The following is a 24,818-nucleotide window of genomic DNA, read 5'->3' on the forward strand; positions in this document are numbered from 1 at the left end:
ATGGAGCGATTTATACAGGTTAGCCACCGCCCAAGTACCTGAAATCGCTATCCTGTTATTCGAGTTCCTGTCCTTTCAATAGCTTTTGGAGGTTTTCTTTCGTGTTGGTGTTGGGTTCCGTTTGGCTAAGACGGTCCACCTCCTTTTCGATTTCAGGCGACCAATTGTCTTTCTTCCACTTGCTCAAAGTTCCGATGGCCATGTTCCGGTTTCTTGTCACGGGGCTTTTGAGGGCGGTGAGTATAATTTTTTCGCCCATTCCGGGATAATCCCCCAAAAACGTGGTGGCACATTCAAGGCTCGTGTGTTTGTTGTAATCGTCGCCAAACCCATGCGAGTCTTTTGCTCCCGTTCCCAATTCTTCGAACGGCAGATGCGTGAGTGCAAAGCCTATGATTTCTTCGGCATGTTCGGGTTTGCCGTGATGGGTCACGTCGAACCACGAAGAACTGTCGAGCGGGTTTTCCTGCAATCTTGCCCATACCGTGTCCCATAGATCAATTCCTAATTTATCCGCGGCCTGTTTGGCGTTCCAATAGACGAGGTTGTCGTTGCTTTTCAGGGCTTCGCGCGCCACCGCTTTCCAGTCTTTGGCATTCAGGATTTCGACGAGGTCAATTAAACAATTTGAGATCCCGTCCTGCGTCCAGCCGTTTCCTTTTTGTTCCCCAATATCATCTTGCAGCTCCGTGAGAAAATCTTTGATCTTGTGCAGCGCGTTGAAGTCGGAAACGCTAGCTGCATGGTTTTTGGCGTGCCTTATGAAGTCCTCGATCACTTGTGACGCAAATGCATAGGCCGTGATGTCTTCGGCAGGGCTGTGCTCTACGATAAGCGCTTCAAGGATGTCTGAGGCCGCCCTGAACAGTCCGTACTCGATCTGCGCACTTTCCAATTTCGTATGCAATTCCCCGTTCATCGCACAGGTGTACGCCAGGTATTCGTGCATGATGTTGTTTTTGTACCCCTCAAGCAACAGCCAATCCTTGACCGGATTTCCCAATTCAAGACCTGCCAGCCTGTCGACCGACTGTATTTTTCCCCAACCGTCGACTTTTTGCGCCAGTTCCCAAAGGTCGTTCACCGCGTTGTCGGACACGTTCATGATCGCGATGGTGGCATACACCGTGAATTCGTCGTGCAGCCCCAGAATTTTTATGTCGCCCAGCACCGATTTATCCTGGCACAAGCCCAAAATCGCGATGCCGAACTTCACGGCATTCCGTTTATCCGTTTTCGTCGCCAAATCTTTCGCGTACCGGAACAGGTAAGGCTCTATAGGCAACGCCTCTTCGACAACCTTACGCAGAAACTCGTCGATGATCCCAATCACCCCTTCGTTTTCGGCAACCTCGTGGTAAAATTCCTGTTCGCTTATCTTGTCGCCTGCCCTTGCGACCCTTTTGATATGCTTCAAAAGCGCCGCGATCCGCTTTTTCGAATCGTCCGAATCGGACACCCCGAACATGGCGTCCATAAGCCCCGACGCGAACTTCAACTGGCCGTCGTCTTTTTTCTCGTCGGGCAAGTCATGTGCCTTTTCATCCAAACTGCCCTTCCCGTCTAAGCTGGAGGATAAAAATTGGAAAATGGAGTTGTCTGTTCTCCATTCTTTAACCTCGATTAGCTCTTTTTTGTCGAGTATGTTTTGGAACCACTTTTTTATCATGGAGTGTTTGTTTAGCGTTATCGTCAACTTTGCGCTCTATCCGGGCCATAGCGTAGCTGGTTACACATCATTTTTAAATTTCTTGTAGTTGTCATTATCTTTCCAAAAAGCATAGCACTCTTTCATTCGCTCAATTTCAAACTCTTTGTCAGCTTTCAGATTCTCCCAATCATCGCCATAAATATCACTACATAATTTATAGAAACCATTCCCTTGCTCTCTGTCGGTAGATTTATGAATAATCAATGCGCTTAATAAAGGTCTTCCTCTCTTATATTCATGCATCGAAATTTCGCCGAGCCAATCTCCAATCAATTCTCTGTCATATCCATTATCGAAATTCAAGTTCAGTAAGAGTTGCTGATTAAGTTGAGAATAGGTCCATGGTGTTTTGAGCCTGGCTAACTCGATTAGTTTTGTTCTGATTTCTCTGTTCATGTCTTTAGGGATAATGTTGAATAATCTACTGCTAATGAAAGCCAAAAGAGGTGGTGAAAATAGGAGCGAATAGCCTCAGCGGAACGGCATGAAGTTAAAAAATTGGACGTTCAAATCACTAAAAACCATTGATTTTTTTAATGGCGGTTAGCTGCTGGCTTATTTTTAAGTGTACTCGTTTTCCAGCTTTGAATGTCAAGTTTACGAATATAAGATTTAGAGTAGTTATTTCTTATTTTTCCATCAGATGTCCTGTAGTTAAAGTCGGTGTCTCGGTATTCGACTTTTTCAGTATTGGAAATGTACATATCTTCAATGCCGAAAAGATAATAAACCTTTTCAAAAAGAAATGACGTTGATAATAGCCCTTTATTTGAGGATACAGAAATCATTTGCGGCGGCCCGCCAGTTTTTTGATCAATTTGACTCTCTATTATATCATTTAATGCTTTAAAATAAACTCGTGAATAATTGTTGTTTTTGTAGTCTAAATTTTCAAGTGCCTTATAATAGTATTTCCCTCCACTTCCGTCATAAAATACATAACTCATCTTTATTGGGAGCTTTATAGAATGGTCTGATAATTCTTCAGTTATCTTATTATAAACAAACTTGTGAGAGTAGAAAGCTTTATCCAAGAAGCTATTCCAATAAATGGTAAAACTCTCTGTAATTGCTATTGCTGGGTAATGTTTGAGATTTTTATCGATAAGATCATAAAGAATGTTTCGTTTTGTGTCAAAATCTTGACTAGCGGAAAATTGGATGGAGTTATTTAGATAAAATACTATTTGAAGTAGGTTCGATAAACAAAAACCACTGTCGCCACAGTAGCCAAACACATCATTAGATTCGTGTAGATGAAATAGTTTTTGTGAAAAGTTATATTCAATTCGAGTGTTGTTTTTAAGGTCCCAACTAACTCGACTATCGCTAACCATAGAAAGAGTTCTTACTCCATTTTCACTTACGGACATAAAAGAAGCAATTGTTGTCATGTTGTTACGATTTTTGGAAAGCTAGCAGCTAACGTGAGGCCGCTAACCGATCGTGGCAGCCTTCCGGAGACGGATCTCTCCGCCACGACGAAAGGTAGTAAAAGCAACGATTTTTTCTAGCTTTTTTTTGCTGAAAAAATCTTGCTTTTACGGCTTCAAAAATGTATGCTTGTAGCTGCTCAGCCCGCTGCCATGGCGGTTAGCGGCGGTTATATGAAGGCTATTTGCTTTCTTCTTTTGATTTAATCATGTCAGCATATGCTTCTAGCATTCTGTTTGCGTCATCCCATTGGTTGTGTAAGGTAAGAATCCATTCAAATTGATGCCCGCCTTTCATTGTTGATTTACGTAAAACGTGTAGTAAGTATCCAATTGTTATGGGCATTCCATCAACCTCAAACGCGTAGACATTATTAATCGGTGCGTAATTTGGATTTACTTGATTTTCTTGTTCGATTCTTGACCGTAACTCTTCGCTTTTAGAAAGCAATGAATGCGTAACAACTTTATTTAATTGATCTTCGTGCTGCTTTATTTTTGCTCTCGCCCTTTCCAATTCTGCACGCATCATCTTTAATTCGTCTTCACTTTCGGTTTTAATTGGTTTGCTATCTCCTAAAGTTCTTAAAAGTAAATCTAATGACTCTTTGTACTTCGATTCTTCCGAAAAGTCGCCGTAAAGTTTGCCTTCCAAAAAACCTGGCAATTTTACATGTTCTATTATCAAAGGTAAAACGAATACTCTTTTTTCTTTTATTTCTCTATTTGAGGCGATGTCTAATTCCTTAGTTACCCATTCACTTTCAATTGAGGCTTTCGATAGTACTGCAGCAACAAAGTCAACTGAATCCAGTCCTTCTCTTATTTTTGCAATTAGCGAGTCACCGATATTTATTTCCGCTTCGTCAATCCAAACAGTGTGCCCATTTAAGCGTAAATCAGCGGCTAACTTTCGAACAAAAGGTTTGTCAGTACTCGTGTGACTTAAAAAAATTCTACTCATTTTGACGATTGGTTTTTATAGCTTTCATATAACTATTTTATATCTGCACAATTTTACTATTATAATGCTAAAAAACAAAGAGTTCTGCTCAAAGACATCACTTATAAAATAACCTGCAATTCCAAGAATTGCACCAATCTTTTCTTTTTAATTTACTGACTTGGCCTATTTTTGTTTGATGGAAATGTTTAACCCTATTTGTGTTTTGGCATTATTGATCGGTTTTGTCTACCTGTTTTTCAGGCAAGACGAAGTCGACAAGCATGCGATGTACAGAAAAGATTTAGAAGGCGACTTATATATTTTGCGAGAAATGCGAAAGTTTTATTTGGAGCACCAGATAGATACGATGACGATGGATGACGCAATTGAAGAGATCGCGGAAAAGGTCAAAAAGATAAAATAACTATTCGTCCTCTATCATTCCTCCATTTTCGGAGAATCTAAAAACCCGTCCTTCAAACAAATCCTTCATCACCAGCCACACCTTATCCACAATGGAAAACGTCATATGCTTGGTGGTTTTCCTCTCGGTATACATCCCGGAGAAGGTAATCCGGTTTATCGCTATCGAGGCTTTACCCCAAGTATCTGTCAATTGGGCTCCGGGAAACTCAAAGTCTTTTGTTATCGGAACATCTGCCTTTATACCCAATATTTCCTTTCGAAAGCTATCGGCATAACGCAACAAAGGAACTTGCGAACCATCCGGCAGCTTCACGACCAGTCGGAAAAAAATGGAGTTGTCCCAGTTCTTTTGCTCTACCCCGTCAATAAGAAACGTTAGTATTTCCGGCCCAGAAATTTGGACGAACTGTTTGATTCCAAGTTCCGCTATAGGCATCGTTCTTTCCTTATCGATGAAATCGGCTTCCCCCGCTTCGCGAAGCACAACCAGTCCGATGTTCTTTGCTTTGGCATACTCGTATCCATCTTTGGTGAATCCTATTCTGGAAACGATGATTCCCTTTTCAATTCCGGTATCTTCCAATGTCGCCGACAATTTCATCACTACCTCCCTGGTAACCTTCTTGTTCCAGAACTTGCATTCTATAGCTGTTTGATAGGCATGCTCCTGCTGCAAATGGCTGGTCAATACATCGATTTGATAGGTCGTGTTCGATTTACCTCTGACTTTACATTTACTGCCCCACCCTTCGACGGTTACTCCCGAGTTCTTACCTAAGGCCTCGTAGATGTATTTGGTAATGGCTTCGTATTTTTTCCAATCCAAGTCGCTATCTGCTGACATAACGAAAGTGCTTCTTTACGGCTTTCCGTAAAATTCAAAAATTTCCCTACCATAAATTTACAATTGTAACGAAAACGTTTTCAGTTTAGAAATATTTTTTATAATTGTAGTTCCAAAACAAACAAATACCACCTTTTTGATTTTAACGTCCGGTTCCCGTGGGGCTCGGTTGGTATTGCCTATTCTTTTTAGCCTACAAACATTTATTTATTTCAAAACTTTGATTGTCAAATCATTGCAAACTCAGACTAAATAATAATCTACATTAAATTATGGGACGTAAATGTTTTATCTCGTTTAAAACTGAAGATATCGGATACAAGGAATTTATTCAAAACGATTTGGATGTTGATATGATCGACAAGTCCCTGGATGACCCAATAAATTCCGACAACGAGGATTATATCATGAGAAAAATCCGTGAAGATTATCTTTCAGATTCAACAGTGACCATATTTCTTATAGGCCCATACAGTAACGAAAATCTCGGAGCTTATGAACAACGCTTCTTGAAGAGAGAACTACAAGCTTCATTATATCATGGTAATGGGAATACCCAAAATGGAATTCTCGGAGTGGTTCTCCCTGAAATGTATGATTCAATATACTCCGGTTCAGGTACATGTTGGTCTTGTGGAAAAACACACACGTATGTGAATCTTAACGACAGTACGGTAATTAAAGAGTTTTCATACAATTACTACATTCCCAATGGCAAATGCTCTTGGCCAGAAGAAGATCGATTTTGCGTACTAGTGAGGTGGGATGATTTTATTCGTACCCCAGAAAATTATATTGAAGAAGCATTCAAAAAAAGGTCGCAAGACATCGCTAACAAAACAAAAGTTCGCCCATGACTATGAAACTAACCGACTTTCCCGGGCTTTATCAAGCGGCGGACAAATCCTCTCTTGAGTCCCAATCAGCATATAAGAAAATAATTGGTTATGATTTAACAACGATGGTGGTTGCTGCAGGTCTATCCATATACAATTTCCAAGACACCAACCCAAAATTAATCATCTATATTATCTCTGGCCTCTTTTTGTTAACGGGGCTGATTTTAACAATTCTTATTCGCACCAAAAAATATGAAGACATATGGTACCAAGGCAGAGCTCTGGCTGAGTCGGCGAAAACGCTAACCTGGAGATATATCACATGTTCAGAAAATTTTGAGGCCAATATTCCAGAGGAAACTGCTTCAAAAATCTTCATTGAAAGACTCAAAGAACTAAATACAGAATTTAAAGAATTGGCTGAAACACTAGATGCCCGACTGTTATCTCAGGACATAATAACTTCACAAATGAATAAAATTCGAAGGCTAAACTTTCTGGAAAGAAAACAATTTTACATTGAGAATAGAATTGGCGATCAGCAAAAATGGTATGCTGACAAAGCAGAATTCAATAAAACAAGATATCAAAGATGGTTCTTACTTATAATAATCTGTCAAGCAATCTCACTAATTAGTGTTGCTTACTTAATTAAATTCCCTGCTAGTGATTGGAACTTTGTTGGATTTTTTACCACAATTGCAGCATCCGCGATTAGTTGGTTGCAATTAAAACAGCATCAAGAATTAAAACAAGCGTATACAACCGCGGCGCACGAATTAACTTTTATTCTAGCCTCAGCAGGAAGAGTCAACAATGATGATGATCTAGCTGTTTTTGTTTTGGATTCGGAAAACGCTATATCTCGAGAACATACACTTTGGCGCGCACAACGTAGAACTTAAAAAAATAGTAAATGGCATATCTAACTTTTAATCAGCTCTCCACGACGACAACTTTAAGAAAATCTTCGACACTTAATGAAAGTCTTCGAGCCCGTACCTATACGGAAACGAACGTATTTCTCTCATACAGAAGAAAAGACCGTCAATATGTTGAAGCTATAGTGAAATTTTTAAAAGGGATAGGAATCAATCTATATGTTGACTACCTCGATGAAACCCTTGAAGACAAAACCAACGAAAATGTAGCGGCGATTCTAAGGGATCGAATCAAGTCGTGCAACAAGTTCATTTCCGTTGCAACACCAGATAGCGGAAATTCAAAATGGATGCCATGGGAACTTGGTTTAGGGGATAGAATAATAAACTATAAAAATGTAGCGATCCTTCCACTCACAAATAGCGCGGTTACGTGGAATGACCAAGAGTATGGTAAGATTTATGGTCGTGTTGAAGGCTCAAATTCTTACGTCAGTAATGGTCCGGATGATTGGTATGTAATATATCCTGATGGATCAAAGATTAAATTAAAAGAGTGGTTTTTAAAAAATTAAAAAGATGGCATACAAGAAAAAAGTTTTTATTAGTTACGACTATGATAATGATCGACATTACAAAAATTTGTTATTAGCTTGGGACGCGCATACTTTATTTGACTTTTCTCTATATGATCATTCTGTAGATGTTTCAGTAAACAGCACGAATGCCAATTATATTAAAACAGTCATCACCAGGGCTATTGTCGATGCTCCCTATTTTTTAGTAATAGTCGGAAGATATACCCACAGTAGCGCATGGGTTAGTTGGGAAATACAAAAAGCGGCTGAACAAGGCAGAAGGATTATTGCAGTAAAAACAGACCGGGAAAATATCTCGCCTCCTGCATTATTTGGCATTGGTGCTAGCTGGGCTATGTCGTTTACTTACAATGCGATAAGATCGGCGATTGACAATGCATAATCGAATTTTATGGATAAGCCAACCACTTGCTTTGTAATAATTGGATTTGGTCCTAAACCTGATCCTGACACGGGAAGAATTATAGATCTTGACAAAACATTTGAGAATCTAATAAAGCCCGTTTTTGACGAGTTACGCATAAATTGCTTTCGAGCAAAAGAAATACGTCATACAGGTAATATTGATGTTCCTATGTACGAATGGATATACAAAGCAGATATAGTAGTTGCCGATATCTCTACCCTAAATGCGAATGCTCTATATGAACTTGGAGTCAGGCATGCCTTAAGGCCTAATACAACCATAGTAATTTCCGAGGATCAAACCAAATATCCTTTTGATTTGAATCACACTTTGATTTCTAAGTACGAACATTTGGGCAAAGATATTGGTGTAAGTGAGGCTACTCGTTTTAAAAAGGAACTCAAAGAAGTGGTAAAAGCAGTATTAACCGAAAGAAAACAAGATAGTCCGGTATATACTTACCTCCCGAAATTAACGCCTCCAAAAATTTTGGACGATCTTGAGATACCGGCTTCCAATAGCCAAAATCAGCCTACATTCTCCGATTTGATAAATGATGCCGAAAAATGTAAAAACAATAACGACTTCAAGGTTGCAGCTCAGTTATATGAGGTTTGCTTAAGATTTGAACCCCAGAATATCTTTCTTCGCCAAAGACTTGCTTTAGTTACATACAAGGGAGAAAAGCCTTCTAAAACAAAAGCCCTTTTAAAGGCTGAAAAAATCCTTGAACCCCTAAATCCAGAGGAAACCACTGACATCGAAACTCTCGGTCTATCAGGTGCAATCAATAAACGGCTGTTTGAAGAAACTGACGATATTAAATACCTTAATAAGGCAATTCAATTTTATTCAAAGGGATTTTATATTGCTCGTGACTATTACAATGGAATTAATTTTGCATTTCTACTTACATTAAAGTCCACAATTCAAAAAGATGATTTGGACTGTATATCTTATTTTAAGCAAGGGCAACAAATATGTCAAGATGTAATCTTAATCTGTAAGGAGTTAATAAATCATAGTGCTTTCAAGGAAAGAGGAGATCAACTTTGGATATTTCAATCACTCGCACAAGCATACCTAAGCCTCGATAAGTTGAAAGAACTTCAATCTCTGATTCCTAAAATCGGCAAACTTTCACAGGGTAAATTTGATTTAGACACTTTTAATTATCAGAATAGTGAACTTATAAAACTTAAAACGAAAATATCCGAAAGAAATTTATTTTAATTCTAATGGTAATTTCGCTGTGAATCCCTTTCGAAAATCAATCTGAAAGACTTCATAATAATCATGGTCAGCTTTGAAAAGTGCTCTCATATTATTTCATACATAGTGTTACCTATTTATGACTGCTAGTTTTTTACAATAGATAAGCAGTGCTCTAGTATTTCAGGGTTATTTACTATTACAAGCTTCAGTTTTTTTCTGGTTCTTGTTACTATCTGAAAAAGCATTTGCCGAGGATTATAATATGAATTGACGCGGTAATAAAGTCTATCATCCTGATAAAAGAAATGTTGATCAATCACCGCAATTACGTTATCAAACTCTTGACCTATGACCGTGTGCGAATTATCCAACTCAGAAGCTATTTTGTGATCTTCGTACGGTAATATCGCTCTAGTCGAAGGCGTATAATTTATAGCTTTCCATCCGTTCTCCAATTGCGAATTGACGTAAGCCTTCGAATCTTCAAAATTTTTAAAGTAGTTGATATAAACATTACTGAAATCCTGCCTTTCATGTAGCTCAGACTTGTCGAAAAGGCACTTAATAAAAGAAGCAATTTCTTTATTGGTTCGTATTTTTGTCGTCAATTCATAGGTTTTAACAGTCAAATCTTCCTCTAATAATTTAGAGATATTATTAGTCGATTCCCAGTTTCTTAGATATTGCTGAGCATCGTAAGAAAATATAATTGTTCCATTGTTCTTCCGCACTGCGTTAATTATTGAGTGAAGTTGATCTGGATAAATACGCTGACATTCGTCGATAACAATTACTCGATATGAGCTAAAGTCAAAATTTGGAATTTGTTTTGCCGCAATTATATTCCACTTATGCTCATTTTTCAATTCCCAATGGCCATCATTTAGAATTCCACAGTGCACGATAAGAGTTGAAATCTGTTCTGTATTAAAATGTTTAACTATATCATAGGTCAACAGAGTCTTTCCTGTTCCTGCTTTACCTTTTATCGAAAATAAGGAGAAAGCCTTTTGTGATGACAAGCGGATTAGTTCTTCCTTGATAGCTTCTTGATGGGTCGTTAAAAAATACTTCCCTAAAATGAATTGGTTGGTGGAATTAAATGGAGAAACTAAATAGTCAGATGGATTAAATAAATTATTCAGACTTCCTACTTCGGCCTCTTTCTGATTTTTTAAGATTCCATAGAGTTCCTTTAGATTAACCTCCGCGAGGCTATCGAAATCATCTAGCCGATACAGCTTTTTCTGATCGGTAATAAATGTGTAACTGTGTACTTTTTTCTTCAAAAAACTTAAATAGTATTTGTTTCTGGAGAGTTGTCTATAAATTTTACCTTCTGAAGCAGTGCGTTTTATTTCTATATTAATGATGTGGTCCTCACCAATTCTCAAAAGATCAAATTCTTTTCCAATCTGCGGAATAGTATAACCTAAAAAAAAACCGTCATAAAAGTTTTGTTTCGTTCGGATGTCATAAGATTTTAGTTCCTCCACCAGTATGCATAAGTCCTTAAGTTCATCATCTTTAATACTTATGGAATAGTATTTTAAGTAAAATTCCATTAATTCCGTACTCAGTGAAGTATAGGAATTTACAATAGAAATCAGATTAGCCTTTTTCATTTTTGAAGTTGGGTTTATCAAGCTCTTTTTCTAAAAGCTTCTCACTTTTTCGAAACACTAATGTAATTAAAAGGAAACTTTTAGCTCCAAGTCAATACGCTTACTCCAAAAACAACTTTTAACATTTCATACATTTTTTCTGTAATCCAAAACCAACCATGCTCCCTACCTTCGGCACATGTCAAACTTGATTTACATAATCGTCCTATTAATTTTATTCGTCTGGCTTTTCATTCGCGATTGCCAACTCGATAGAAAGCGCAGGCTCGAAAACGAACGCAAAGGCAACCTTCATGTACTAAAAGTCTCGCTTAAGTTTTTCAATGAAAGAGGCATTACACCTGAACATGACTTTGAAAAAGAAATAAGACTACTGGAGAATGCGAATTATGAAGTGACTTGGATCGATTATTTCTCAGGTAAACAATACCAAGAGGTGTCTGTAAATCTTCAAGTAAAATCTCACTTGTTCTTGAAGCGAGATAAATCAAAATCGAAATCCAACAAGTCTTTCGTACTCACGCCCAAACCACTGGCTAACTGAGCCAAAGTTGTAAGAGTTGGGTTTCCTTTTCCAAGTTCATACTTATTATAATTACTAGAATCATATTTCGTATTTGTGTCTACAGTCCTCACAGTTTCAGAGCGTTCTTTACGAATCCTTTTCAGATTTTCGCCGAACGCTTTCTTATATTCTTCTATGAGTTTTTTATCAGTCACTAATCAGAGTATTAGTGGCAATTTTCGAATTTTATAAAAATTATTCGTGGTGATATATCACCATTTATTATATTTGTCTCAATCCATTGGATTAAAGTATATTTGCGATTCTTCATAAAAAACTTGAAGCATTCGCTTTGAATCTCGTTATCGAAAACTGGCGTTTAAAATAACCACGAGATGATAAGTTTGATGCTCACGTCAATATTGGCGTGGGCTCACTTATTTGTGGTAAAGGTACCGCCAGTACCCCGATAACGATAAGCTGAGTTCCGCGCCTTTTTTTTCGCAAATTCTGCATTCAAAGCACTTCAACTTTCGGTAAGTCTCGCATACAGTCTAACTAAATCGGTATGCCTATGACAAGAAATTAAACACAAAAAAAGCCCTTCACCTCGGTCGGCAAACTATCGGTGAAGAGCCAGGATCAAACAAAACATTGTTTCATTTAACCTTACCAAAGTATGAAAAACTTTTCATTGCGTAAGGCGACGCTCCTATTGCTGTCGCTGCACGCAGCGGGGCATGTGAGCGCCACCGCCACCGAATTGCGCATACCCTACACGCCAAACAGCCCGCAACAACCCGCCCAACAGACCCTTACCGGCACGGTACACGACACGCGCGGCCCGTTACCCGGCGTAACCGTAGCCGTAAAAAGCCGAAACACCGCCACCGTCACCGACGCCTCCGGCCGCTTCTCGATCGATGCCACCACGGGCTACACGTTAGTCTTCTCGTTCGTCGGCTACAAGACGCAGGAAATAACGTTAGCCGCCCACACGCAGCTCACCGTCACCCTTGAAGAAGACGCCACGGCCTTACAAAACGTCGTGGTCAACGCCGGCTACTACACCGTAAAAGAAAAAGAACGCACCGGCAGCATCGTGCGTGTCACCGCCTCCGACATCGGCAAGCAACCTATCGCCAACCCGTTAGCCGCCCTGCAAGGCCGCATGGCCGGCGTAAACGTCACCCAGACCACCGGCGTGCCCGGAGGCGGGTTCGATATAAAGATTAGGGGCACGAACAGTCTGCGCAACGACGGCAACGCCCCGCTCTACATCGTGGACGGCATGCCCTACCTGGCCAGCAACCAAGGCAACCCCACGCTGTACGCGGGCATCCTGACCACGGGAGGATCCAGCGCCCTGAACGGCATCAACCCCTCGGACATCGAAAGCATCGAGATCCTCAAGGACGCCGACGCCACGGCCATCTACGGCTCGCGCGGGGCGAACGGCGTGGTGCTGATCACGACCAAGAAAGGAAAAGCCGGCAAGACCAAATTCTCGCTCAATTCGTGGACCGGGGCGGGCGTGGTGAACAACCGGCTCGACCTGCTCAACACCGAGCAGTACATCGCCATGCGCCTGGAAGGCTACGCCAACGACGGCATCACCGAAATACCCGAATACGACTACGACGTGAACGGCACCTGGAGCCTGACCCGCTATACCGACTGGCAAAAGAAGCTCATAGGCGGCACGGCCATGCGACGCAACATCGACGCGGCCTTTTCGGGCGGGAACGCCCAGACCCAGTTCGTCTTGCGCGGCACGACCTATAACGAAGGCACGGTATTCCCCGGCGACTGGTCGTACCGCAAATCGGCCGTGCATGCCGCCATCGGCCACCGATCATTGGACGAGCGTTTCACCCTGTCGTTCGCCTCCAACTACGTGGCCGACAAGAACGACCTGCTGGCCACCGACCTTTCGGCCCAAGCCCTGCAACTCGCCCCTAACGCCCCTGAGCTCTACAACCCCGACGGCACGCTCAACTGGGAGAATTCGACGTGGGAAAACCCGTTGCGCCTGCTCGAGCAGACCTACGCCAACAAAACCCGGACGCTTACTGCCAACACGGTGCTCGGGTACAAGCTGTTGCCGTTACTCGAAGCGCGGGTATCAACCGGCTATGCCACCACGCAAGGGGAAGAAACCCGCCTCACGCCCCACACCATCTACGACCCCGCGTTCGGGCTGACCAGCGCGGCCTCGACGAGCCTGCGCAGTGATTCCAGACAATACTCGTTCAACATAGAACCCCAACTGGAATGGAAAAAAGAAGGCGGTTTCGGCAAGGTAAGCGTGCTCGCAGGAGCGACCTTCCAGGAAAACACCGCCTCGCAACTGGGCGTATACGGGCGCGGTTTCGCCAACAACGCCCTGATGTCTAACCTGGCCGCGGCCACGCGCGTGACGGTGCTCTACGACACCGACAGCGAATACCGCTACAATGCCGTCTTCGGCCGCGTCAACTACGCGCTGCAGGACCGATACTTCCTGAACCTCACCGGACGCCGCGACGGTTCGAGCCGCTTCGGGCCCGGCAGGCAGTACGCCAATTTCGGGGCCGTCGGGGCCGCATGGCTGTGGGGCAAGGAAGCCGCGGTGGGCACGCTTATCCCCGCGCTGAGTTTCGGGAAGCTGCGCGCCAGTTACGGCAGCACGGGCAGCGACCAGATAGGCGACTACCAGTTCCTCGACACTTACGGCACGAGCCCGTTCTCGTACAACAACACCGTAGGCCTCGCGCCCGTGCGCCTCTACAACCCGAACTTCAGTTGGGAGACCAACAAGAAGCTTGAAGTAGCGGCGGACATCGGCTTTTTGGACGACCGCATTTTCGCTTCGGCGGCCTGGTACAAGAATCGCTCCTCGAGCCAGCTTGTGGGCCTTCCGCTGCCCGGCACGACCGGCTTTACCTCGGTGCAGGCCAACCTGGGCGCGACCGTGGAGAACCGCGGCTGGGAATTCGAGTTGCGCACGGTGAACCTCAAGGGCAAGGACTTCGCCTGGGAGACCTCGTGGAACCTGTCGCTTCCGAAGAACGAACTCGTGCGCTTTCCCGAACTGGAAAGCTCGACGTACGCCAACCGCTATGTGGTGGGGCAGCCCGTCAACATCGTAAAGGTGTACGACTACGTGGGGCTTGACCCCGAGACGGGGCTGTACACCTTCAGAGACTACAACGGGGACGGGGCGACCAGCTCGGCCGGCGACCGCAAGAAGATCGTGCAGACGGGAGCCAAATATTTCGGAGGCGTGCAGAACAGCCTGTCGTATAAAAAGCTGCGGCTGGACTTCCTGTTCCAGTTCGTCAAGCAAATCGGGCAAAACTACCTCGTGGGCGCCTACCAGCCCGGCAATTACGGCAACCAGCCCACCGACGTGCTGCACCACTGGCAGCAGCCCGGGGACACCTCGGGCGTGCAGGCGTACTCGGCGGGTTATGACGACGTCTCGGCCCTGGCCTATGCGCGTTACGGGGTGAGCGACGCGGCCTATACGGACGCCTCCTACATCCGCCTCAAGAACCTGTCGCTGTCGTACACGTTGCCCGAACTGCTGACCAAGTCTGTCGGGTGCCGCATCTACGCGCAGGGCCAGAACCTGCTTACGATAACCCAATACAAAGGCCGGGACCCCGAGAACCAGTCGATCTACGCGCTGCCGCCGCTGCGCGTGATCACCTTCGGCATCGACCTGAGCCTTTAACCTAAAACCGCATATCATGAAAACGAAATCATTTATATTTTGGCTCGCGGCGATCGTCGCCGCCGCCCCTTTTTATTCGTGCGAGGACTATCTTGAAGTGGGCGTGCCCGACTCGCAACTCTCGAGCGGGAACGTATTCGCCGACGCCGGGACGGCCCAGGCCGCACTGCTCGACGTATACGCGAAGCTTCGCAACACTTCGCTGTTGCCCGGCGATACGGGCGGTATCGGTCTGATGCTGGGCAATGCCGCGGACGAGCTTACCTGTTACGGCAATACGAACTCGCCCGAGGAATACTTTTTCGAGAACGGCGTACTGCCGGCCAACCCACAGGTCACGACCTGGTGGAACAACAGCTACAACGTGATCTATTCGGCCAACTCGGTCATGGAAGGGCTCGAGGAATCGGACGGCATCGCCGCCGATACGAAAGACCGCCTGTACGGGGAGGCGCTTTTCCTGCGCACGCTGGTGCACTTTTACCTGCTTAACCTGTACGGGGACGTGCCGTATGTGCCCACCACCGATTACCGACAGAACGCCGCCATCGGGAAAATGACACCCGAGATGCTCTACCCGATCCTGGTCGCGGACCTGCAGACGGCGATCGGTCTTTTACCCGACGACTACCCGAGCGAAAGCCGCACACGTGCCAACAAAAGCACCGCCATCGCGCTGCTTGCCAAGATGTACCTGTACATGGGACTCTACGAACAGGCACAGACACAGGCCACGCTCGTCATCGAGAACCCGGCCTACCCATGGAACGACGACCTTGCGACGGTGTTCCTCAAGGACAGCCCTTCTACGATCTGGCAGTTGCAGCCGAACTATGCCGGGGAGAACACGCTGGAAGCGGTCTCGTACATCTTCTTTAGCGGCCCGCCGCCGAACCGGGCAATGAGCGGTTCGCTGGCCAATGCCTTCGAAGCGGGCGACCTGCGTTTCGCACAGTGGGTGGGCTCGGTGACCGACGGCACCGACACCTGGTACTACCCTTACAAATACAAAGCGCAGGACTTTACCGACAGTTCGCAGGAATACTCCATCGTGACACGACTGGAGGAACTTTACCTGATACGGGCCGAAGCGTTCGCGATGCAGGGCAACCTTGCCGCTGCCGCGCAGGATGTGAACAAGATACGGGTGCGCGCGGGGCTGGCCGAGGTGTTTCCCGCCGACCAACAGGAAATGCTTACGGCCATCGTGCAGGAGCGCCGCATCGAGTTGTTCTGCGAACACGGACAGCGCTGGTTCGACCTGAAACGCCTCGGGCTTTCGGACGCGGTGCTCGGCCCGCAGAAACCGGGATGGGACGCCACCGACGTGCTGCTGCCTTTGCCTGAAACCGAACTGCAGCTCAACCCGAACCTGTTGCCGCAGAACCCGGGCTACTAAAAACCATGCAGAGCCGGGGCAGCAAGTAGTTAGTTAGTTTGCTCGCCCCGGCAATGCTTAAAAAATGACAAATAATGAAACTCAATCATAAAACGATTTTTGCATTCCTGCCGTTCCTCGCCGCTTTCTGCACCTACGCACAGCAAAAGAAGCACCTTAGGCCCGAGGAGTACGGGCAGTGGTACCAGATGGCCGCGGGCACGCTCTCGCACAACGGAAAGTGGATGACCTACAGCATGCAGCACACGGACGGTCGCGACACGTTGTTCCTGAAGAACACCGTGGTGGGGATCACGCGAAGTTTCCCTTCAGGGCGAGGTGAATCTTTCTCGCCCAACGACAGATGGTTTGCACACGTCGAGAGCGATACCGTGAAACTACTGGACTTACACGACGGTTTGCGAAAGGCGTTTGGCGGATTTACAGGCTACCGTTTCCTAAGAGGCTCTTCGGTGCTCTGTCTCCAGAACGAAGAAAGCGGCAAACTGAAGCTCGTTAACCTATCCGATTGGAAAGAAACCGCCTTATCGGGCGTTTCAAATGTGGTCTTTGACAAATCGGGCACAAAGATAGCTTTTGTCGAGGGCGAGAAGCCTTTGCAAGCAGTGCGGTATATCGATCTGGCAAAAGGCCACAAATCGGAATGGCTGCCATTGGCGAAAGACGGCCAGTTCGAGTCGCTTAGCTGGAACGAGACCGGCCGCGCTTTGGCGCTTTTGCGCAAGACGGGGGACCTATCCGAAGGCGTCCCCGAGTATGAACTTTGGCTTTACGACGACGTCGCAAAAAAGGAGGCTCCCGCGGTACTTAAGAAAGAGGACAGCGCGTTTCCCGAAGGCGATTACTTGCCGTTGTCACCACTTCATGTAAGCAGCAACGGCACTGCCGTATTCTTCGAGACGTCGCGGATACCTGACAACCGGCCGAATTCTGAAAAGAACAGCATCGTGCAAATCTGGCACAACAACGAGTCGCAGTTGCCACCTTCTGAAAAAGATGCCGATTGGTTCGCCAACCGCCCTAAATGGACGGCCTGGCTCCCTAAGGCAAAAAGCGTAAGGGTACTGGAGACACAAGATTACGAAAACGCAGTCCTGGTCAACAAAGAAAAATTTGCCTTGCTTTACCGCACGGGAAACTACCGACCACACTACCTCTATCACGGCGATTACACCGATGCGTACCTGATGAACCTCAGTACCGGTGAACTCAGGCTCGTAGCGAAGAAAATCCATGATGAATATGCCCGCATCATTGTTTCGAAAGGCGGGAACCATATCCTTTACTTCAAGGAAAAGCAATGGTGGTCGTATGATGTGCTTACCGCAAAAACCGTTTCGCTGACCGGCCGCCTGGACATTGCGTTCGAGAACGAGGAGTTCGACCGCTCGCGTGAGAAAGGGCCGTACGGCTGCGGCGGATGGATGAACGGAGGCGAGTATGTGCTGTTGTACGACAAATTCGACGTGTGGCTGGTTTCGCCTGACGGACAGACCAGGAAACGGCTGACCACCGGACGTGAAAACAACCTGATCTGGCGTATGGCGAAAACGGGAACCGGAAAACTCGTACGGGAAAGCTATTCGGGCCTTGTCGTCAATGATTTTTCACTATCCGAAGGATTCTGTTTGAAGTTTCGTGACCATGAAAACCACGACGAGGGCCTTGCTTACTATTCAAAAGGCCACCTGCGACACCTTGCGCGCCGCAGTGCGACGATATCGGATATCTATCAATCTGACGACGCCAAAACACTCGTTTTTGCCGAAAGCAGGTTCGATTCGTCCCCTTCGCTCCAAGTGCTCGAAAACAACGGGGATGTCAAACTCCTTGCGCAAGCGAACGGGCAGCAGGCCAAGTTCGATTGGGGAAAATCGGAGCTGATCCGTTACTCGGTCGGAAATACGAAACTTAAAGGCGTCCTGATCTGGCCGGCTGGTTATGTCGCAGGGAAAAAGTACCCGATGATCGTGAACATATACGAAAAGAAATCGCACCTGCTGCACGAATACACCAATCCGAGTACCGCACTGAGCGACGGATTCAACGCTACCGATTTTTCGCTCGAGGGCTATTTCGTGCTACTGCCCGATATCGTGTTCACGCCGAACGAACCGGGCAAGAGTGCGCTGAACTGCATAACGGCAGCGGTAAATGCTGTTCTTGAAAAAGGCGTCGTCGACAAAGACGCCCTCGGGCTTGTCGGCCACTCTTTCGGCGGCTATGAGACCGCGTTAACCATCACGCAAACCGATATGTTCAAGGCGGCCGTCGCCGGGGCAATGGTAACAGATCCGGTGGGGTACTATCTGACGCTGGACGGGTGGGGAAATTCAAATATGTGGCGGTTCGAGGAATACCAGATGCGGATCCGTGCGCCGTATTACGGTCCTGAATTTCGTGAAAACTCTCCCGTGATGAACGCCGACAAGATCAATACGCCATTGCTTATCTGGGTCGGGGACAAGGACGGCAATATCCCGTGGTGGGAAAGCATGAAGCTCAACAATGCGTTGTGGCGATTGAAAAAGAAGCACGTCTTCCTGGTCTATAAAGGCGAGGACCATGTCTTGCTGAAAAAGGAAAGCCGAGAGGATCTGTATAAACGCATGATGCACTGGTTCGCCGTGCACCTAAAAGATGCTACACCCGAAGATTGGGCAAACTGAAAGAAAACCAAAAGTGTCCGGCATAAACCGGACACTTTCTTTTTAAGGGTTTACCGGCGGCATGTACAACGTCTGCGAACAGTCGGTTGCCGAAAGTTTGCCGTAGGCCTGATGGTTCGTGGTACCGATCTTGATGGTGCAAAGTACCGATCCATCGGTGTCGCACTGTCTCGATTGGGCACAATTGGAAGGAAAGTTGATCCATCCTGTCTGGCCGACCAACTTCTTGTTCTGTGCCGACTGGGCGGCGAAAGCCCCCGCAATGGCCAACGTGATGGCGAATGCAGGAAGCACACTGTTTAAAAATTTGCGTTTCATAATGTATAAATTTAATGGCGGTCTACTCTGTTCCAGGTTTTCGACCTTACCCCTGATACCGGCCGGGTATGGCGTATTTATGGTGTGGTTTTGTCCGCAACGGTGAAATCGAAGTTCGCGGCCTTGAGCCTGTAGCGCACCAGGTAATGTTCGGTAAGGCCGTAGAGTAAATGGCCGTTTACTTCAAAGCCGGTCACCTTTTCTTTTTTGTAGTCATAGAGGTAGAAGCTGAACTCGTAGGTGCGTTTTACAAGGTCGTACACGTCGACGATCCTTGCGTCCTTGAGCATTTCTCCGGGTTCGTACCTGCCTAACCTGTCGCTCATGACGAACAGGTAACGGCCCGAAGTGCAGCTGTGCTTGTTGACCTGCAACGGCGGTCGGGCCAGCGTTCTTACCTTGTCTTGCTGCTCGTAGGCGAATTTCAATTGCGCTTTGGATACCGTATCGACGGTCTTACCCTCGTACTTCCCATTAAAATCCGGGCTTGCGGTAACGAAGCGATTGCGGTAGTAATACACGTAAGCGAGCTTCCTCAATTCACGGTTGTAGCCCAACAGTCCGTCGGTGTCGAACGCGCCGTCGGATTGTTTTTGTATCAATCCTTTTGCTTCGCCAAAGCCATCCTGACGCGATAAGGAACCCAGGACATTGGCGTGCGTCCTGTCGAGCGTCCTGACCAAAAAGGTGTTGCCGTCTATCGGCTGCCATTGCGAGAAAAAGACGGACGGTTGCAGGAACGTTTTGGCACGCCAATCGGCGATCGAGCCTTTATAGATGATCGGAACCGTCCCGTCGCCCAAGAAGAAAAACGGAGGAAGGAGCTTTACCTGCACCGAAGAAAAAGCATAGTCGGACGGCCCTTCGAGCTTAATCCTGAAATCGACGGCTTTTGCCAATGCGGTGTCCAGACGTTTGAGGTTGCGCGGAGCGGTGACGTTGCCCAAGTATACGTTGCCTTCGTCGAAACCTGCGATGTAAAAGGAATCGAACTCAAGGTCATATCCGTTAAGCTGCTCCACAGGATGTTGCGGGTAACGCCGGATAAACGCGTTGTTCCGGTGGATTTCGTGCTCTGAAATGCCGTATAGCGCAGCGACTGTGGCGAAACTCACCAACAGGCAACTTACTGCCTGTGCCCAAAAGAGTTTGGACGAAGTCGCATCTTGCCTCAGCATGACCAGGGCGGACAGCCCCAATACGGAGACCGCTATGTTGAAGACCAGATGTTCGGTCCAATCCAAATCTTCGAGTATCCCGCCGCAGGAACAGGGAACGTAGGAACTGAAATTCAGCATAATGGCGATATAGGCGGTGAAGAGCAGCATCACGAAAAAGGATGCCCACAGGCCTGCGACGCGCAGTTTCGGGAGGCAGAGCAAGGCAACGATGAGCAGTTCGCCGACGGGCACCGCCCACACCAAAACTTCGGCGAAGACGCTTAGTAACGGCGATTTCCCGAGCTGGATCCTGAAATGGTCGAACTCGAGCAGCTTGCTCACCGAAGCGTACACGAACAGGAGGATGTACAGGAAGCGGACGATGTCGACAAACACCTTTTTGAAGAATGCCTTGTTTTGCATGGCTGTTGATTTTCAAGTAAAATTCAACACGCCGTTTGACTTTCTTTTCGCAATTCCGGACTATGTATTTGGCAAATGCGGACTATTTCGCTGTCACCTCCCACTCGTCCCATCGCTTGACCTGAGACGGCGCATACCCGTATTTCTGACGGAACGCCCTGGAGAAGTTGCTGTAGGTGCCGAAACCCAAATCGGCCGCGATCTTGTGCAGCGGTATGACGCTCTGCTCGATCAACAGGTGGGCCCGCTTGAGCTTTTCGGTGATGTAGAATTGGTAGATACTGGTGCCGAAGACCCGCCTGAACCCTTCTTTCAATGCATGGTCGTTCGTACCCAACATTTTGGCCAAATCGTAAGCACTGGGCAACGGGGCCTCGAGATTCCCGAGGATATAGTGGTAGAGCTGTTCCAGACGTTTGGCTTCGTTCTCGCGGCGGATATCGACCGGCTCATCGAAAACAGGAATCGGCATGGCCGCCACGGGCAACAAGGCGTTGACGACCGTGACGCGGCTGTTGCCCATGCGCCGGACGGTACAGAATGCCTGCAACAGCGATCGGATCCCGGAGCAAAACGTAATCTGGAACATGCCGCCGAAATCAACTGTGGCGGAACTGTGGCGTTCGATTTCGTTCCATAACGGCTTTGATTCGGCCGCCAGGAAAGAACCGAATGGCTTTTTGAGCAGGCTGACCGGCCGATAGCCGAGGGCTGCCCCGGCTTCGGATGAAAAATTTTCGACCCGCCCTTCGCCGTCCAGCACGAACGTGAACGGAGACAAATGCGGATAGTCGCGATACGGGGCCAAGTAGCCCGGACGAAATAGATTTCCTTTGATGTCCTTCGCGAGAAGATCCATGAACAAAGGCAACGCATCGCCCGGGTATTTTTCTCCCGACAGGCAGGTCTCGAAATTGCGGCCCGCTACCTGCAACAATATGCGCTGGAAATTCCCGAGCCTTTCCTGGTTTACCTGAAGTTCCATAGTCATTGGGTATTTACTTCAAAATAAGCCAAAATAACGTGTAATGGATTTATGGCGGTTGCAAATCGGGAGTAATTTGTTGCGGTTTAGGGAGTTTTACTTATGCCTGCTTTTGTTAGAGATTCCGGTTATAGCTATGTCCAGCCTCATGCCGTACGTACCATCAAAGAATCGCCTTCCTGGGTTACCGGCCCCGCGGCGGACGATCCTCGCGTGCATTATAAAAAGATATCCTACGATGCCAACGGTAATCAAAAGGAAATCAGTGAAACGGTAGGAGAAAAAACGTTTAAGCTCCGCAACAATTTGTGGGATGAGGAAAACCGTCTTAAAGCAGTAGACCTCAAACCTGACGAGAAAACCATGCATCCCATCGCCATCTATTTTTACGACGCAACAGGGGAACGCTCTGTCCGCTATAACCTTGACCGATTGGATATCTCGTCGAACGGCAGCGAGATCGGACAGGCATCGGCCAACAACATCATGGTCTACCCGAACGGCCTGCTTATGGCCAAGGTCACCAAGCAGGATGCCAATCCGGATAACCGTGTCCTGACGTATACCAAACATTATTATGCCGGAAGCGAAAGGATCAGTGCCAAGACGGGATACTACAGTAACCTTGGCCACTATCCGTTGCAGACCTTCCTGGATGCCAATGGTATGGGTACCCTTTCCGCGTCGTTGATACGACCGTTGAGCAACGACCGTGTCAACCAAGCCCAAGGCGCCATAAGCAAGATCTATACGGCCTTCAACTTGCCCCAGCCTACATTTGCACCTATAGTGGAAAGCGTGGTATTGAAATACAAGGAAGACCCGAAAGGCAATTCACCTTATTACTTCTTCTCGGACCATTTGGGCAGCAGCAGCTACATCGTCAACGCCGCGGGCAACGTCTCCCAGCATATGGAATACCTTCCATTCGGGGAAACGCTGGCCGAGGAACATTTAAATTCCGTAAATTCACCGTTCAAATACAATGGCAAGGCGTTAGACGGGGAAACGGGGAATTATTATTACGGGGCGCGGTATTATGACCCGAAGCTGAGCGTGTGGTTGAGTGTGGATCCGATGGCGGAGAAGTTTGCGGGACGCTCGGGTTATGAGTATTGTTTGGGGAATCCAATTAAGTTCGTAGATCCAGACGGGAGAAAACCAACGCCATTAGAGGCGGCCATAATGTCAAAACATGTTTATGGAGACAAGGTCAAGCTAATCGGTGGTTGGAAAGTATCAAATGTCGGCCAAGGCTTAGCTTTAATTAATGAAAGGACCGGTTTCAAATCTCAGGTTTATGAACGGACGGTAAATGGAAAAACAGAATATACTTACGCTACTGCTGGGACTGAAGATATGAAAGATACTAAACAAGATGTCAAGCAGATATTTGGGCTTTCAGAACAATACCAGCAGTCGGTAGATAATGCAAAGACGCTGAATAAAAGTCTGGATGGCGCCGAACTGACTTTTACAGGTCATTCTTTGGGAGGAGGGATGGCAGAAGCCAACGCGATAGCTACCGGCGATGACGCGCTAACCTTTAATGCTGCTGGCCTTTCTGTATTCACGCCGGGTGGATTACAGCCGTCAAAAACAACCGATGCATACATCCTTACGACTGATCCTCTTAATGCTGGACAAAGCGCCACCGGTTTACCGACAGCAGGAGGCACAAAACACTACATCCAGCCCGGAAGCGTACAAGGTGCCGAGAATGGACATAGTATTGATTCGGTTATAGAAGGATTACAAACGATATCTAAGGGACAATTTGTGAAAAATACTATTGAAAATTTCTTTGAATTTTAATGACTTATGAAAAAACTTATCTTAATCTTCGGAATAGCGCTGCTTATCGCAAATTGCCAGAAAAAAGAAAATGACATTCCTGAGAAGTTGCTCGGAAACGATTACAAACTATTTGAGAATACACCAGTTAAGAATCTGGCATTGGCAGTTCAGCGCGAAGATATTTTGAAGATAACTGAAGAAGCTCAAAAAAACAGACACTTCATAAATTATCAGGAAAAAACATACGGGAACACTTTGTTGATGCTAGCGATAAATAATAACGATTATCGAAGTGTAGATGCGCTATTAAAAATTGGAGCCGATCCTAATATCCATGATCATTACAGAGGTGGAACTGCTGTTATCTTTGCGGCGGAAAACGATGACCCAAAATACCTTCGGTCAGTACTTGAATATCATGGCGACCCAAATGCCATTGAAAACATACCTTATAAAGAAGACGATAAGATTCGGCAGACAGCATTGTTGGCGGCAATTAGTACTTTAGATACAGGTAGTCTTAAAAAAGTAAAACTCCTAATTAGAGCGGGTGCCCATTTAAATTATCACAGTTACGGCCACACCAATTTACCTCTATCGGAAGCCATAATGCTAGATAGGTTAGATGTAGCCCTATATCTTTTACAAAACGATGCCGACTTTAATTTAATGCTCTATAAAACAATAAATGGAGAAAAAATTTACATTTTAAAAGCCTTAAGAAAATGCATAATCGACTTACAGTCGGAGCAATATAAAAATAAGCTTGAGGTCATAAAATTTTTGAAAGGAAAAGGATTAGATTATAATAAGGAGCCTATACCTGATTATATATTAGTAAAAATCAAAAAAAAATATCCAGATAGTTGGGAAGAGTTTGCTAGTAAATATTGAACTTACATCAGTTAAAAGGAATATC

Annotated in this window: 21 protein-coding genes; 11 read left to right on the top strand and 10 right to left on the bottom strand. The window is 46.1% G+C overall.

Annotated features, from left to right (window positions below; genetic code table 11):
* Positions 1 to 55: 55 nt before the first annotated feature.
* The 4 genes from HZF10_RS13375 to HZF10_RS13390 form a co-directional block, all read right to left on the bottom strand.
* The gene (locus HZF10_RS13375; protein ID WP_176006726.1) at positions 56 to 1,669 is read right to left on the bottom strand and encodes a hypothetical protein; all 1,614 of its coding nucleotides are present in this window, start codon (positions 1,667 to 1,669) and stop codon (positions 56 to 58) included.
* A gap of 60 nt (positions 1,670 to 1,729) precedes the next feature.
* A complete protein-coding gene (locus tag HZF10_RS13380) occupies positions 1,730 to 2,107 on the bottom strand; it encodes a hypothetical protein (protein ID WP_176006727.1) in 378 nt (125 codons plus the stop codon).
* Between the two features lie 137 nt (positions 2,108 to 2,244).
* On the bottom strand, positions 2,245 to 3,105 hold the full coding sequence (locus tag HZF10_RS13385; RefSeq protein WP_176006728.1) for a hypothetical protein: 861 nt from the start codon (positions 3,103 to 3,105) through the stop codon (positions 2,245 to 2,247).
* A 220-nt stretch (positions 3,106 to 3,325) separates the two neighbouring features.
* Positions 3,326 to 4,108, bottom strand: coding sequence for a toll/interleukin-1 receptor domain-containing protein (locus tag HZF10_RS13390; protein WP_176006729.1), 783 nt, complete (start codon positions 4,106 to 4,108; stop codon positions 3,326 to 3,328).
* 178 nt (positions 4,109 to 4,286) lie between these two features.
* Between HZF10_RS13390 and HZF10_RS13395 the strand changes: the two genes are divergently transcribed.
* The gene (locus HZF10_RS13395; protein ID WP_176006730.1) at positions 4,287 to 4,514 is read left to right on the top strand and encodes a hypothetical protein; all 228 of its coding nucleotides are present in this window, start codon (positions 4,287 to 4,289) and stop codon (positions 4,512 to 4,514) included.
* Here HZF10_RS13395 and HZF10_RS13400 read toward each other — a convergent pair whose 3' ends face one another.
* Positions 4,515 to 5,360, bottom strand: coding sequence for a restriction endonuclease (locus HZF10_RS13400; protein ID WP_176006731.1), 846 nt, complete (start codon positions 5,358 to 5,360; stop codon positions 4,515 to 4,517).
* 272 nt (positions 5,361 to 5,632) lie between these two features.
* Here HZF10_RS13400 and HZF10_RS13405 point away from each other — a divergent pair, with 272 nt between their 5' ends.
* Genes HZF10_RS13405 through HZF10_RS13425 form a run of 5 tightly spaced genes read left to right on the top strand, consistent with a single transcriptional unit; the run spans position 5,633 to position 9,318 of the window.
* The gene (locus HZF10_RS13405) at positions 5,633 to 6,217 is read left to right on the top strand and encodes a TIR domain-containing protein (RefSeq protein WP_176006732.1); all 585 of its coding nucleotides are present in this window, start codon (positions 5,633 to 5,635) and stop codon (positions 6,215 to 6,217) included.
* 2 nt (positions 6,218 to 6,219) lie between these two features.
* Entirely contained in the window at positions 6,220 to 7,104 is an 885-nt protein-coding gene (locus tag HZF10_RS13410; RefSeq protein WP_176006733.1) for a DUF4231 domain-containing protein, read from the top strand.
* 11 nt (positions 7,105 to 7,115) lie between these two features.
* Complete coding sequence (locus HZF10_RS13415; RefSeq protein WP_176006734.1) at positions 7,116 to 7,655, top strand: toll/interleukin-1 receptor domain-containing protein; 540 nt, start codon at positions 7,116 to 7,118, stop codon at positions 7,653 to 7,655.
* Between the two features lie 4 nt (positions 7,656 to 7,659).
* Positions 7,660 to 8,061 (top strand): TIR domain-containing protein, encoded by a 402-nt coding sequence (locus HZF10_RS13420; RefSeq protein WP_176006735.1) that lies wholly within the window; start codon positions 7,660 to 7,662, stop codon positions 8,059 to 8,061.
* A 9-nt stretch (positions 8,062 to 8,070) separates the two neighbouring features.
* Positions 8,071 to 9,318: a TRAFs-binding domain-containing protein gene (locus HZF10_RS13425; protein WP_176006736.1), complete on the top strand. Its 1,248-nt coding sequence runs from the start codon at positions 8,071 to 8,073 to the stop codon at positions 9,316 to 9,318.
* A 125-nt stretch (positions 9,319 to 9,443) separates the two neighbouring features.
* Here HZF10_RS13425 and HZF10_RS13430 read toward each other — a convergent pair whose 3' ends face one another.
* Both HZF10_RS13430 and HZF10_RS18190 read right to left on the bottom strand, forming a co-directional pair.
* Positions 9,444 to 10,925 carry a DNA/RNA helicase domain-containing protein gene (locus HZF10_RS13430; RefSeq protein WP_176006737.1) on the bottom strand — a complete coding sequence of 494 codons (1,482 nt, stop codon included), beginning with the start codon at positions 10,923 to 10,925 and terminating at the stop codon, positions 9,444 to 9,446.
* Between the two features lie 462 nt (positions 10,926 to 11,387).
* The gene (locus HZF10_RS18190; RefSeq protein ID WP_176006738.1) at positions 11,388 to 11,645 is read right to left on the bottom strand and encodes a helix-turn-helix domain-containing protein; all 258 of its coding nucleotides are present in this window, start codon (positions 11,643 to 11,645) and stop codon (positions 11,388 to 11,390) included.
* A gap of 464 nt (positions 11,646 to 12,109) precedes the next feature.
* On the opposite strand from HZF10_RS18190, the gene HZF10_RS13440 reads away from it, so the two are divergent.
* The 3 genes from HZF10_RS13440 (at position 12,110) to HZF10_RS13450 (ending at position 19,216) form a co-directional block, all read left to right on the top strand.
* Positions 12,110 to 15,148 (top strand): SusC/RagA family TonB-linked outer membrane protein, encoded by a 3,039-nt coding sequence (locus tag HZF10_RS13440; protein ID WP_176006739.1) that lies wholly within the window; start codon positions 12,110 to 12,112, stop codon positions 15,146 to 15,148.
* A gap of 16 nt (positions 15,149 to 15,164) precedes the next feature.
* On the top strand, positions 15,165 to 16,547 hold the full coding sequence (locus HZF10_RS13445; protein WP_176006740.1) for a RagB/SusD family nutrient uptake outer membrane protein: 1,383 nt from the start codon (positions 15,165 to 15,167) through the stop codon (positions 16,545 to 16,547).
* Between the two features lie 74 nt (positions 16,548 to 16,621).
* Positions 16,622 to 19,216 carry an alpha/beta hydrolase family protein gene (locus tag HZF10_RS13450; protein WP_176006741.1) on the top strand — a complete coding sequence of 865 codons (2,595 nt, stop codon included), beginning with the start codon at positions 16,622 to 16,624 and terminating at the stop codon, positions 19,214 to 19,216.
* Positions 19,217 to 19,258: 42 nt separating this feature from the next.
* Here the strand turns inward: HZF10_RS13450 and HZF10_RS13455 are convergent, their stop codons facing one another.
* The 3 genes from HZF10_RS13455 to HZF10_RS13465 form a co-directional block, all read right to left on the bottom strand.
* Positions 19,259 to 19,534, bottom strand: coding sequence for a DUF6520 family protein (locus HZF10_RS13455; protein ID WP_176006742.1), 276 nt, complete (start codon positions 19,532 to 19,534; stop codon positions 19,259 to 19,261).
* Positions 19,535 to 19,611: 77 nt separating this feature from the next.
* Positions 19,612 to 21,117, bottom strand: a complete 1,506-nt coding sequence (locus HZF10_RS13460) for a MauE/DoxX family redox-associated membrane protein (RefSeq protein ID WP_176006743.1) — start codon at positions 21,115 to 21,117, stop codon at positions 19,612 to 19,614.
* Between the two features lie 82 nt (positions 21,118 to 21,199).
* On the bottom strand, positions 21,200 to 22,102 hold the full coding sequence (locus tag HZF10_RS13465; protein WP_176006744.1) for a helix-turn-helix transcriptional regulator: 903 nt from the start codon (positions 22,100 to 22,102) through the stop codon (positions 21,200 to 21,202).
* A 102-nt stretch (positions 22,103 to 22,204) separates the two neighbouring features.
* Between HZF10_RS13465 and HZF10_RS13470 the strand changes: the two genes are divergently transcribed.
* Both HZF10_RS13470 and HZF10_RS13475 read left to right on the top strand, forming a co-directional pair.
* Positions 22,205 to 23,917: an RHS repeat domain-containing protein gene (locus HZF10_RS13470; RefSeq protein WP_176006745.1), complete on the top strand. Its 1,713-nt coding sequence runs from the start codon at positions 22,205 to 22,207 to the stop codon at positions 23,915 to 23,917.
* A gap of 6 nt (positions 23,918 to 23,923) precedes the next feature.
* Positions 23,924 to 24,793, top strand: a complete 870-nt coding sequence (locus HZF10_RS13475; protein WP_176006746.1) for an ankyrin repeat domain-containing protein — start codon at positions 23,924 to 23,926, stop codon at positions 24,791 to 24,793.
* Positions 24,794 to 24,818: the final 25 nt, after the last annotated feature.

This window comes from Flavobacterium agri (assembly GCF_013401995.1).
In the GTDB taxonomy this organism is placed as follows: domain Bacteria; phylum Bacteroidota; class Bacteroidia; order Flavobacteriales; family Flavobacteriaceae; genus Flavobacterium; species Flavobacterium agri.